9 protein-coding genes are annotated in these 12,609 nt (G+C 67.9%); 4 read left to right on the plus strand and 5 right to left on the minus strand.

Going from position 1 to position 12,609, the window contains the following annotated elements; translation table 11 throughout:
* Nucleotides 1-9 precede the first annotated feature (9 nt).
* The 5 genes from def to CUJ89_RS11215 all read right to left on the minus strand — a co-directional run bounded on the left by def (nt 10) and on the right by CUJ89_RS11215 (nt 8,738).
* Nucleotides 10-543 carry a peptide deformylase gene (gene def, locus CUJ89_RS11195; protein WP_114177386.1) on the minus strand — a complete coding sequence of 178 codons (534 nt, stop codon included), beginning with the start codon at nt 541-543 and terminating at the stop codon, nt 10-12.
* On the minus strand, nt 540-2,615 hold the full coding sequence (gene ligA / locus CUJ89_RS11200) for an NAD-dependent DNA ligase LigA (protein WP_114177387.1): 2,076 nt from the start codon (nt 2,613-2,615) through the stop codon (nt 540-542). Before ligA ends, def begins: the two co-directional genes overlap by 4 nt.
* Nucleotides 2,616-2,781: 166 nt before the next feature.
* Nucleotides 2,782-4,059, minus strand: a complete 1,278-nt coding sequence (locus CUJ89_RS11205; RefSeq protein WP_114177388.1) for a cell division protein ZipA C-terminal FtsZ-binding domain-containing protein — start codon at nt 4,057-4,059, stop codon at nt 2,782-2,784.
* A gap of 85 nt (nt 4,060-4,144) precedes the next feature.
* Nucleotides 4,145-7,657 carry a chromosome segregation protein SMC gene (gene smc, locus CUJ89_RS11210; protein ID WP_114177389.1) on the minus strand — a complete coding sequence of 1,171 codons (3,513 nt, stop codon included), beginning with the start codon at nt 7,655-7,657 and terminating at the stop codon, nt 4,145-4,147.
* Nucleotides 7,658-7,796: 139 nt separating this feature from the next.
* Nucleotides 7,797-8,738 (minus strand): DMT family transporter, encoded by a 942-nt coding sequence (locus CUJ89_RS11215; protein ID WP_114177390.1) that lies wholly within the window; start codon nt 8,736-8,738, stop codon nt 7,797-7,799.
* Nucleotides 8,739-8,896: 158 nt separating this feature from the next.
* On the opposite strand from CUJ89_RS11215, the gene dapC reads away from it, so the two are divergent.
* The 4 genes from dapC to dapE all read left to right on the plus strand — a co-directional run bounded on the left by dapC (nt 8,897) and on the right by dapE (nt 12,599).
* Nucleotides 8,897-10,129 carry a succinyldiaminopimelate transaminase gene (dapC, locus tag CUJ89_RS11220; RefSeq protein WP_114177391.1) on the plus strand — a complete coding sequence of 411 codons (1,233 nt, stop codon included), beginning with the start codon at nt 8,897-8,899 and terminating at the stop codon, nt 10,127-10,129.
* Nucleotides 10,130-10,173: 44 nt separating this feature from the next.
* Complete coding sequence (dapD, locus tag CUJ89_RS11225) at nt 10,174-11,001, plus strand: 2,3,4,5-tetrahydropyridine-2,6-dicarboxylate N-succinyltransferase (RefSeq protein ID WP_006759623.1); 828 nt, start codon at nt 10,174-10,176, stop codon at nt 10,999-11,001.
* On the plus strand, nt 11,001-11,369 hold the full coding sequence (locus CUJ89_RS11230) for an ArsC family reductase (protein ID WP_114177392.1): 369 nt from the start codon (nt 11,001-11,003) through the stop codon (nt 11,367-11,369). The genes dapD and CUJ89_RS11230 overlap by 1 nt, the downstream gene beginning before the upstream one ends.
* A 90-nt stretch (nt 11,370-11,459) precedes the next feature.
* Complete coding sequence (gene dapE, locus CUJ89_RS11235) at nt 11,460-12,599, plus strand: succinyl-diaminopimelate desuccinylase (RefSeq protein WP_114177393.1); 1,140 nt, start codon at nt 11,460-11,462, stop codon at nt 12,597-12,599.
* Nucleotides 12,600-12,609 lie beyond the last annotated feature (10 nt).

Raw genomic sequence — 12,609 nt, forward strand, 5'->3', positions numbered from 1 at the left:
GCCAGCCGGTCAGTCGTCGTCGGCCGGATCGAGCCCCGGGAACAGCACCTCGGTGAAGCCGAAGCGCGTGAAGTCGGTGATCCGCATCGGATACAGCTTGCCGATCAGGTGATCGTATTCGTGCTGGACGACGCGAGCGTGAAAACCGTCGGCGACGCGATCGATCCTCTCGCCGAATTGATCGAAGCCGCTGTAGCGCACCTTCGCGTAGCGGCTGACGACGCCGCGCATGCCCGGCACCGACAGGCAGCCTTCCCAGCCCTCTTCCATGTCCGGCGGCATGTACTCGATCTTCGGGTTGATCAGCACGGTCTCGGGCACCGGCGGCGCATCCGGGTAGCGGTTGTTGTTGCCGAAGCCGAAGATGATGAGCTGCAGCCCGATGCCGATCTGCGGTGCGGCCAGCCCGGCGCCGTTCGCATGGTGCATCGTCTCGAACATGTCCGCGACGACCTCGTGCAGTTCCGGCGTGTCGAACCGCTCGACCGGTTTGGCGACTTCGAGCAGGCGCGGGTCGCCCATCTTCAGGATCTCGCGAATCATGGCGTATTGCCCTCCAGGAGTTGGTGCAGACCATCTTCGTCCAGCACGGGGATGCCGAGTTCCTCGGCCTTCGCGAGCTTGCTGCCGGCTTCGGCGCCCGCGACCACGTAATCCGTCTTCTTCGATACCGAACCCGCCACTTTCGCGCCCGCCGCTTCGAGCATCTCCTTCGCGGCATCGCGCGTGAGGGTCGGCAGCGTGCCCGTCAGCACCACCGTCTTGCCGGCCAGCACGCCCTGCGGCGCCTTCGGCGCGGGCGGCCCTTCCGGCCAGGTGACCTTGCCCGGCGCGCGCAGCTGCTCGATCACGGTCCGGTTGTGCTCTTCCGCGAAGAACTGGTGGAGCGACTCGGCGACGATCGGCCCGACGTCGTTGACTTCGAGCAGTTCGTCGATCGATGCGTCCATGATCGGCGTCAGCGAGCCGAAATGCTTCGCGAGATCCTTCGCGGTCGATTCGCCGACGTGGCGGATGCCGAGCCCGTAGACGAAGCGCGCGAGCGTCGTGTGCTTCGCCTTCTCGAGCGAATCGAGCAAATTCTGTGCGGACTTCTCGGCGAACCGGTCGAGCTCGGCGAGCGTCGCGAAGCCGAGATTGAACAGGTCGGCCGGCGTGCGCACGAGATTCAGCTCGACGAGCTGGTCGATGATCTTCTCGCCGAGCCCGTCGATGTCGAGCGCGCGGCGCTGTGCGAAGTGCCACAGCGCCTGCTTGCGCTGCGCCGGGCAGAACAGGCCGCCCGTGCAGCGCGCGATCGCCTCGTCCGGCAGGCGCTCGATCTTCGAGCCGCACACCGGGCATTCGGTCGGCATCACGAATTCGGCCGCATCGTCCGGGCGCCGGTCGAGCAGCGCACCGACGACCTCCGGAATCACGTCGCCCGCGCGTCGCACGATCACGGTATCGCCGATCCGGATGTCCTTGCGGCGCACCTCGTCCTCGTTGTGCAGCGTCGCATTGGTCACGGTCGCGCCGCCGACGAACACGGGCTCGAGGCGCGCGACCGGCGTGATCGCGCCCGTGCGGCCGACCTGCACGTCGATCGCGACGAGCTTCGTCAGCGCTTCCTGCGCGGGGAACTTGTGCGCGAGCGCGAAGCGCGGCGCGCGCGACACGAAGCCGAGTCGCTCCTGTTCGTCGCGCCGGTTGACCTTGTAGACGACGCCGTCGATGTCGTACGGCAGCGACTCGCGCTTCTCGCCGATCTTGCGGAAGAAGTCGAGCAAGCCGTCGGCGCCGTGCACCACCGCACGCTCGCGGTTCACGGGCAGGCCGAGCGCCTCGTACCAGTCGAGCAGCGCGCTGTGCGTGTCGGGCATCGGCATTCCGTCGAGCACGCCGATCCCGTACGCGAAGAACGACAGCGGACGCTGCGCGGTGATCTTCGAGTCGAGCTGGCGCAGGCTGCCGGCCGCCGCGTTGCGCGGGTTCGCGAATTCGCGCTGCTCGGCCGCGCGCTGGCGTTCGTTCAGGCGTGCGAAATCGCGCTTGAACATCAGCACTTCGCCGCGCACGTCGAGCACGGCCGGCACGTTCGCGCCCTTAAGCTTCAGCGGAATCGAGCGGATCGTGCGCACGTTCCCGGTCACATCCTCGCCCGTCGTCCCGTCGCCGCGCGTCGACGCCTGCACGAACACGCCTTGCTCGTAGCGCAGCGAGATCGCGAGGCCGTCGAACTTCAGTTCGCACGCGTATTCGACGGGTTCAGTCACCGAGCCGGCAAGATCGGTGGTTTTGTCGAGCGCGTCGGCGACGCGCTTGTCGAACGCCGCGATGTCCTCGTCGGCGAAGCCGTTGTTCAGCGACAGCATCGGCGCGTCGTGGACAACCGGCGTGAAGCCGCCGGCCGCTTCGCCGCCGACGCGCTGCGTCGGCGAATCGGGCGTCACGAGTTCAGGATGGTCGGTTTCGAGCTGCTGAAGTTCGCGGAACAGCCGGTCGTACTCGGCGTCGGGCAGATCCGGCTGGTCGAGCACGTAGTAGGCGTAGTTCGCCCGCTCGAGTTGGTCGCGCAGCCACGCGGCGCGCGCGTCGGGCTGGCTGGCTGGCGGTTCGGCTTGGGTTCGGGCCATGCTGGCGGCAGATTCGTTCTGAGAAAATCGGATGCCCGATTATCTCAGTTTGACGCCGCGACGGGGCGTGCAATGCGCACCGGATCAGCGTGCTGCAGCGCACACGGCAAGGTGTGCGCCGCAACGACGAACGACAGCGCCGAAGCCCGCCGCCCGCGCATTTGCGTTACTGGCTGAAGAGGCGGCGCGTGACCGGCGAACCGGCCGGGATGCCGGCTTCCTCGAGCTTCGCGTACAGCTTCATCAGTTGCTGTTCGATCGCCAGCAGCGTCGACTCCGGCAGCGGCCGGCGCGAATCGTCGACGACCCGCGCGCCGATCCGTTCGGACAGCGACTTCGCGTAATCGCACATCAACCGGAACGGCAGGATGTCCTCTTCGGCCACCGGCACGTCGAGCACCAGCGTGATCATGTTGCCGCCTTTGTACGTGAGGTCGTCGCGCAGGAAGTTCGTGTCGCCGAACTGCAGCATGAACACGGGATTCTGCTTCGCGTCGAGCTTCACGAAACGCGTGCCGTCGCGCGACAGCAGCAGCCCGTCCTGCGACGCGACAGCCTGCACGTAGTTCGCCGACCACGGTGCGCCGTCCGACATCACGTTGATCGACAGTTGCGCGTCGCACTGCGCGGCAAAGGCGTCGAGCTCGCGCGCCATCGCCACCGTTTCCATCATGTCCGGGAATTCCGGCGCGCCGTCGATCGCGTCGGCGAACTGCTGGACGCCCGTCACGAATTCGGAGAACTCGAGCTCGTTCAGCGCGCCGCTGCGATTCGCGAGCTGCGCGCCCGCGCGCAGCTCGTCATAGCGCACGCCGTTCTGCAACAACTCCCACTGGCCGCCTTCCGGCTTGCCTTCGATATGCACGGGCTTGCTGCCCGCGCGGCGCAGCCGCTGCGCGGCCGGCAGGATCTTGTCGCCCGGCAGCGACCCGGCGAGGCGGATCGGCACGATGCAGTCGATCCGGCGGTCGACGATCGCGGGCGGCGCCGACGAGATCGTCGCGGCCGGCAGCACGGGCTCGGACGGTTCAGCGGGCGCTTCGTGCACGGCGGCACGCACGGCGTCTTCACCGGCAGCCGGCTCGGCCGCCTCGGACGACGTGTCGATGCCGGTCGCCTCGGCCTGCAGATCGGCAGGCATATCGGCAGGCGCCACGCCGCCTAAGGTGGCCCCGCCGAACGTCGGCTCGACGCGTGCGACTTCGGCCGGCGTCGCGGCAGCCGCGACCGGTGCCGCGGGCTCGCGTCGCACCGGCTGACGCACCGGTTCGATGAACGGCAGCTCTTCGTCCCGCTCGGGGCGGTTCATCGCCTCGGCCGCTTCCTCCGGCATCGGGCGCGGCATCCTGCGCCGCACCTTCGCGCCCTGCCATGCGTTGTAGATCACGACGCCGCCCACCACGACGGCGCCCGCGCCGATCAAACCGAGTGTCAACTCGTCCATGCACGCTCCATCAGCAATTCTTTTTCGTCGGAACCGCGAACGGGCGCCCATGCGCCGCGCGAACGCGGTCCGGTTTCGTCAAACGTCAATTCTGGGCAAAACCCGCAGCGGTTTCCATGTCCACCGCAACGATCCGCGACACGCCCTGCTCCTGCATCGTCACGCCGATCAGCTGCTGCGCCATCTCCATCGCGATCTTGTTGTGCGAGATGAACAGGAACTGCGTCTTGTTGGACATCGCGCGCACGAGATTCGCGAAACGTTCGGTGTTCGCGTCATCGAGCGGCGCGTCGACCTCGTCGAGCAAACAGAACGGCGCCGGGTTCAACTGGAACATCGCGAACACCAGCGCGGTCGCGGTCAGCGCCTTCTCACCGCCCGACAGCAGGTGGATCGTCGCGTTCTTCTTGCCGGGCGGCTGCGCCATCACCTGCACGCCGGCATCGAGGATCTCGTCGCCCGTCATGATCAGCTTCGCCTGGCCACCGCCGAACAGGCGCGGGAACAGGTCGCTGAAGTGACGGTTGACTTCGTCGAAGGTCCCTTGCAGCAGCGTGCGGGTTTCCTGGTCGATCTTGTGGATCGCGTCCTCGAGCGTCGTGATCGCGTCGATCAGGTCGGCCGACTGCGCATCGAGGAACACCTTGCGCTCGCTCGCGGCCTTCAGCTCGTCGAGCGCGGCCATGTTCACCGGGCCGAGCGCGTTGATCGCGTTGTTGAGCCGCGTGACCTCGCCCTGCAGGTACGACGGCTTCAGGTCCGGCGTCAGCTTCTCGCTCAGCGCGGCCTCGTCGACCTCGGCCGTCGCGAGCTGCTCGGCGAACTGCTCGACGGACAGGCGCGCGGCCTGCTCCTTCAGCTGCAATTCGGTGATGCGGTCGCGCAGCGGCTGCAGCGAGCGCTCGGCGACGAGACGCTGCTCGTCCGACGCGCGCAGCTTCGCGGTCAGGTCGTCGAGTTCGATTCGCGCGGCCTGCAGCGCTTCTTCCTTCACCGCGCGAATCTCGAGCGCATCCTGCAGGCCCGTGTGCGCGGTCTGCTCGTTGATCGTCTCGAGTTCGGCGCGCGCGTCTTCCAGCGACGCGGCGACGCGCTCGCTCTGTTCGTGCGCGACCTGGATGCTGCGCTTGAGCTCGTCGATCCGGGTCACTGCGTTGCGTGCGGCGAAGCGCGCGTCGTTCGCGCCGCGCTCCAGGTCACGCGCTTCCTGACGCGCCTGCGTCAGCGATTCGTCCAGCGATTCGAACGCGAGCTGGTTGTCCTCGAAGCGCGCCTGCAGTTCCGCGAGTTCGCCGTCGAAGCGCTCGAAATTCGCTTCCGACTCCGCGCGCAGCGCGCGCTGCTCTTCGATCTGCGCGCCGATTTCCTCGAGCTCCTCGCGGATCTGCGTGCTGCGCTGCGTATAGCGTTCGTGCGCCTGCGCGAGCTTCAGCACGTCCATCTGCAACGCGTGCACGCGTTGCGTCGCACGCTCGGCCTGCGCGCGCACGTCGCCGAGCGCCTGCGTGGCCTGCGTGTGCGCGGCTTCCGCGCGCACGGCAGCCGTGCGCGCCTCGTCGGCGAGCAGCGCCTGCGCACGCACCTGGCGCGTCAGGTTGTCGATTTCCTGCTGGCGGGCCAGCATCCCGGCCTGCTCCGAATCGGCCGCGTAAAGCTGCACGCCGACACGCGTGACGATATGGCCGGCCTTGACGACGAACGCGCCGCCTGCCGGCAGTTGCGTGCGCGTCGCGAGCGCCTGCGCGACATCGTCGGCGACATACACGTTGCCGAGCCAGTCGTTCAGCACCGCGCGGATGCCCGCATCGTCGATGCGCAAGAGCGACAGCACCGGACGCAGCCCGGCCACCGCCGCAGGCGGTTCGCCGGCCGCGGGCGGCGCATAGAACGCGAGCTTCGCGGGCGGCGCATCGGTCGCGAACGCCTTCACCCAGTCGAGATTCGACACTTCGAGCGCGGCGAGGCGCTCGCGCAGCACGGCCTCGAGCGCCGCTTCCCAGCCAGCTTCGACGTGCAGCTTCTTCCACAGGCGCGGCAGCGCGCCGAGCTCGTGCTTGTCGAGCCACGGCTGCACCTTGCCTTCCGTCTGCACGTTTTCCTGCAGCTGCTTCAGCGCGGCAAGGCGCGCCTCGAGCTGGTGGATCTGCGCGCCTTCGGCCTGCACGCGCTCCTGCGCGGCGCGGCGTTCGCCATCGAGACGCGGCACCGTTTCCTGTGCGTCGGCGAGGCGCGCCTGCGCTTCGCCGAGGATTTCTTCCTGCTCGGCGAGCTGCATGCGCAGTTCCTCGAGCTGCGCCTCGTCCGGCGCGTCGAGCCCGCCCGCTTCGCCCTTCAGGCGCTCATGGCGCTGCTGAAGCTGCTGGAGCTGCTGGTCGGCATTGCGCTGGTGCGCAGCTTCGAGCTTCAGCGACTGTTCGGTCTGCGCGATCCGCGCGCGCTCGTCGTTGAGCTGCGCCTGCGCATCGCGCCACTTCGCTTCGAGCGCCGGCAGCGCGTCGTGCTTCGCGGCTGCGTTGTCTTCGGCAAGCGCGGCCTTCTCGTCGGCCATCGCGCGCGCCTCTTCGGCGTCCTCGAGCTCGTCCTGCGACTTCTCGGCCTGCGCGCGCCATTGCGCGCGCTGCGCATTCAGCGCGGCGATCTGTGCCTGCACGCGATTGCGCGATTCGACGATGAACTTGATCTCGGCTTCTAGGCGGCTCACCTCGGCATTCGCCTCGTAGAGCGAACCCTGCGCGCCCTGCATCGCGTCGCTCGCCGAGTAATGTGCGACCCGCAGCGTCTCGAGCTGCGACTCGACCTCGCGCAGCTTTGCCGTCTGCGCTTCGAGGTCGATCTGCGCCTGTTCGATCGCGCGCTGCTGCTTCTGCTGCTCGCCGGCCGCCTCGTTCTTGCGCAGCAGCCACAACAGGCGCTGCTTCTCCTCGCCGTCGGCGACGAGATCCTTGTATTTGGTCGCGACGACCGCCTGCGCCTCGAGCTTCTCGAGGTTCGCACCGAGTTCGCGGACGATGTCCTCGACGCGCGTCAGGTTCTCGCGCGTGTCGTGCAGGCGGTTCTCGGTCTCGCGGCGGCGTTCCTTGTACTTCGACACGCCCGCAGCTTCCTCGAGGAACACGCGCAGCTCTTCCGGCTTCGCCTCGATGATCCGCGCGATCATGCCCTGCCCGATGATCGCGTACGCACGCGGCCCAAGGCCCGTGCCGAGGAAGATGTCCTGGATGTCGCGGCGGCGCGCCGGCAGGTTGTTGATGTAGTAGCTCGACGTGCCGTCGCGCGTGAGCACGCGCTTCACGGCGATCTCGCCGTACTGGCCCCACTGCCCGGCCGCGCGGCCGTCGGAGTTGTCGAAGATCAGCTCGACGCTTGCCCGGCTGCCGGGCTTGCGGGCGGTCGAGCCGTTGAAGATCACGTCCTGCATCGACTCGCCGCGCAACTCGGATGCGCGCGACTCGCCGAGCACCCAGCGCACGGCGTCGATGATGTTGGACTTGCCGCACCCGTTCGGGCCCACCACGCCGACAAGCTGGCCCGGAACCTGGAAATGCGTGGGATCGACAAAGGATTTGAAGCCAGCGAGTTTGATCGAGCTCAGACGCACGGCGGTATCGGATGTGAAGAAGGTGTGAAACGGACGGTGCCGCGATGCGCGGGGCCGGACGGCCCATGCGCGCGACGCGCCCCGGAATTCAAAAGCGGGGCCGCGCGCATACAGCGTTGGGCCCCGCAAACGGCTTCCATCATACCATCGCGCGTGCGCCGTCCCGACCGTCGCCGGGTTTGCCCGGTGCCGGCGCGGAACGATGGACCCGGCTCGACAGCAGCGTCGCCAGCACGATGCACACGCCGCCCGCCCACTCGCGCGCGGTCGGCAACTCGTTCGCAAACACCCACGCCGACAGCGCGGTGATCACGATCTCGAACAGCATGATGATCGACGCGCGGTTCGCCGGCACGCGCGCAAGGCCGTATTGCACGAGCAGGTTGTTCGCCGCCATCGTCACGCCGATCGCGGCGACGATCAGCGCAGCGATGCCGAGCTGGCCGCCCACCGGCGCGGCAGGCAGCCCTTCGAACAGCGACGCGATCGCGCCGAACACCGCCGCGCCGCCGAACAGCGTCGCGGTGCGCATCTCCGCACGCATCTCGGGCAGTTCGCGGCTGGCCTTGATCACGAGCACGTTGCTCATCGCGAAGCTCAGCCCGGCCGCGAGACCGGCCCATTCGGCCGGGTTGGCCGGCAGCGGCAAGCCGAGCTGCGGCGACCACAGCATCAGCATCGCGCCGCCGATCGACAGCGCCGCGAGCCCCGCGCCGGCCCAGGTCAGCCGCTCGCGCAGCAGGAAGTGTGCGTAGATCGCCGTCCACGCCGGGGTCAGGTAGAACAGCAGCATCACGCGCAGCACCTCGCCGTGGATCGTGCCCCATACGAAGCCGAGGTTCGTCACGCCGGCCGTCACCGCGATGCCCGGCAGCACCCAGTGCCAGCGCAGCGTCGCGATGGTGCGGTGCCGCGCGACGATCACGAACAGGAACGCGACGAGGCTCGTCAAGGCGCTCGCCAGCGTGCCCGTCAGGCCGAGCGACGCGAGGATCCGCAGCGGATACCAGATCAGGCCCCATACCGATGCGCCGATCAGGATCGCCAGCGTTGGCAGGCTGCCGCGTACTGCGTTATTCATTTGCTCAGATACCCTTTATTCAACCGGCCCGGCGGCCCGCCGGGCGGCCGTGACCGCATTCCGTCACGCTATAATCATCCGTTGCGACCCGCGCGCCGTCGGCGCCCGTTCGCAGCCGCGCGGCACGCCCGCCGCTTCTTTCGTTCCAACCGGCCGCGATGGCCGCTTCGCCCGTGAACCCTCGACTCGACTCGCTCCAGCCCTATCCCTTCGAAAAGCTGCGCGCCCTGTTCAAGGACGTGACGCCCTCCGGCGACCTCAAACCGATCAGCTTCGGCATCGGCGAGCCCAAGCACCCGACCCCGGCGCTGATCCGCGACGCCGTGGTGGCCGCGCTCGACGGCCTCGCGTCGTATCCGGCCACCGCCGGCTCGGACGCGCTGCGCACGTCGATCGCGCACTGGCTCGAGCGCCGCTACGGGCTGCCGGCGATCGATCCGGCCACGCAGGTGCTGCCGGTGTCGGGGTCGCGCGAGGCGCTGTTCTCGCTCGCGCAAACCGTGATCGATGCGCGTCCGTCCGGGCAGGGCGAGAAGGCGATCGTACTCTGTCCGAATCCTTTCTATCAAATTTACGAAGGCGCGGCGCTCCTGGCCGGTGCCGAACCCTATTTCGCGAACAGCGACCCGGCCCGCAACTTCGCGTGCGACTACGCAGCCGTGCCCGACGAAGTCTGGGCGCGCACGCAACTGCTGTACGTGTGCTCGCCGGGCAATCCGACGGGCGCCGTGCTGACGCTCGACGACTGGCGCGAGCTGTTCGCGCTGTCCGACCGCCACGGTTTCGTGATCGCGTCCGACGAATGCTATTCGGAAATCTATTTCGACGAAGCGGCGCCGCCGCTCGGCGGTCTCGAGGCCGCACACCGCCTCGGCCGCGGCTTCGAGCGGCTCGTGATGCTGTCGAGCCTGTCGAAGCGCTCGAACGTGCCGGGCATGCGCTCGGGTTTCGTCGCCGGCGACGCGGCGCTGCTGAAGAAATTCCTGCTGTACCGCACGTACCACGGCGCCGCGCTGTCGCCGGTCTGGCAGCACGCGAGCATCGCCGCGTGGAACGACGAGGCCCACGTGCGCGAGAACCGGGCGCTGTACCTGCAGAAGTTCAACACGGTCACGCCGCTGCTCGCCGACGTGATCGACGTGAAACTGCCCGACGCCGCGTTCTACCTGTGGGCCAACGTCGGGCGCACCGGGCTGTCGGACACCGAGTTCGCCCGCCGCCTGTACGCCGACTATAATGTGACGGTTCTGCCCGGTTCGTACCTGGCGCGCGACGCGCACGGGTCGAATCCGGGCCGCGATTTCATCCGGATCGCGCTCGTCGCGGGCACCCCCGAATGCGTCGAGGGCGCGCAACGCATCGTCGATTTCTGCCGCGGCCTCGCCCGGTAATCGTTCATCCCGATCAATTCCATCCATCTCCAGCGAAAACGAACATGTCGCAACAACTTCAGCAAATCATCGATACCGCCTGGGAAAACCGCGCCGAGCTGTCGCCGAAGGCCGCACCGGCCGACGTACGCGAAGCCGTCGCCCACGCGATCGAGCAGCTCGACCGTGGCGCACTGCGCGTCGCCGAGAAAATCGACGGCAACTGGACCGTGCACCAGTGGCTGAAGAAGGCCGTGCTGCTGTCGTTCCGCCTGGAGGACAACGCACCGATGCCGGCCGGCGGCTACTCGCAGTTCTACGACAAGGTGCCGTCGAAGTTCGCGAACTACACGGCCGAAGACTTCGCCGCGGGCGGCTTCCGCGTCGTCCCGCCGGCCATCGCGCGCCGCGGCTCGTTCATCGCGAAGAACGTCGTGCTGATGCCGTCGTACACCAACATCGGTGCATACGTCGACGAAGGCACGATGGTCGACACGTGGGCAACCGTCGGTTCGTGCGCGCAGATCGGCAAGAACGTGCACCTGTCGGGCGGCGTCGGCATCGGCGGCGTGCTCGAGCCGCTGCAGGCGAACCCCGTCATCATTGAAGACAACTGCTTCATCGGCGCGCGCTCGGAAGTCGTCGAAGGCGTGATCGTCGAGGAAAACTCGGTGATCTCGATGGGCGTGTACCTCGGTCAGAGCACGAAAATCTACGACCGTGAGACGGGCGAAGTCAGCTACGGCCGCATCCCGGCCGGCTCGGTCGTCGTCGCCGGCAACCTGCCGTCGAAGGACGGTTCGCACAGCCTGTACTGCGCGGTGATCGTCAAGAAGGTCGACGCGAAGACCCGCGCGAAGGTCGGCCTGAACGAGCTGCTGCGAGGCGACTGATGGCGAAACCGCACACCGTGGTCGTCTACGGCATTCCGAACTGCGACACCGTGAAGAAGGCCCGCGTGTGGCTCGACGATCACGGCGTCGAATTCGAGTTTCACGATTTCAAGAAGCTCGGCGTCAGCGTGCCGCTGCTTGAAGACTGGCTGAAGGACGTGTCGCTCGACGCGCTCGTGAACAAGCGCGGCACCACGTGGCGCGGCCTGGGCGATGCGATGAAGGCAGCCGCCGAAACGAAGGCCGGCGCGGTCGCGCTGATGATCCACAAGCCCTCGGTCATCAAGCGCCCCGTGCTTGTCGTCAACGGCCGGGTGAAATCGCTCGGCTTCGCGGCCGATCAATACGCGGCGCTGTTCGCCGCATAGGGCCGCCCGCGCTGCGCCCGTCGGCGCAGCCCGACGTCTTGTCGCTGCCGGCCACCGTGCCGGCATTTTTTATCGAAAGTGGTCCGAACCATGTCCGCCACCCTAGCCCTTACCGAACAGCTGATCGCACGCGCGTCCGTGACGCCCGACGACCAGCATTGCCAGCAGATCATGACCGAGCGCCTCACCGCGCTCGGCTTCGAATGCGAGACCATCGCGTCGCACGGCGTGACCAACCTGTGGGCCGTCAAGCGCGGCGCCGACGGCCGCGACGGCAAACTGCTAGCGTTCGCGGGCCACACCGACGTCGTGCCGACCGGCCCGCTCGAGCAGTGGACCTCGCCGCCGTTCATTCCCGCCCATCGCGACGGCAAGCTGTACGGCCGCGGCGCGGCCGACATGAAGACGTCGCTCGCGGCGTTCGTCGTCGCGGCCGAGGAATTCGTCGCGGCCCATCCCGGCCACCGCGGCGCAATCGCGTTCCTGATCACGAGCGACGAGGAAGGCCCGGCCACCGACGGCACCGTGAAGGTCGTCGAACTGCTGCAGGCGCGCGGCGAACGCGTCGACTACTGCATCGTCGGCGAGCCGACGTCGACCGCCGAGCTCGGCGACGTCGTCAAGAACGGCCGCCGCGGGTCGATGTCGGGCGAACTGGTCGTCAAGGGCGTGCAGGGCCACATCGCGTATCCGCACCTCGCGAAGAACCCGATCCACCTGCTCGCGCCGGCGCTCGCCGAACTCGCCGCCGAGCAGTGGGACGAAGGCAACGAATACTTCCCGCCGACCACCTGGCAGGTGTCGAACTTGCACGCAGGCACCGGCGCGACCAACGTGATCCCCGGCCACGCCGACCTGCTGTTCAACTTCCGTTTCTCGACCGCAAGCACGGTCGAGGGCCTGCAGGCCCGCGTGCACGCGATCCTCGACAAGCATGGCCTCGAATACACGCTGAAGTGGACGGTAAGCGGCCTGCCGTTCCTCACGCCGCGCGGCGAGCTGTCGAGCGCGCTGGAGAATGCGATCCGCAGCGAGACCGGCATCACGACCGAGCTGTCGACGACGGGCGGCACGTCGGACGGCCGCTTCATCGCGCGCATCTGTCCGCAGGTCATCGAGTTCGGCCCGCCGAACGGCAGCATCCACAAGATCGACGAGCACATCGAGGTGCGCTTCGTCGACCCGCTGAAGAACGTGTACCGCCGCGTGCTCGAACAACTGATTGCCTGATGGAGCTTTG

This window comes from Burkholderia pyrrocinia (assembly GCF_003330765.1).
Lineage (GTDB): Bacteria > Pseudomonadota > Gammaproteobacteria > Burkholderiales > Burkholderiaceae > Burkholderia > Burkholderia pyrrocinia_B.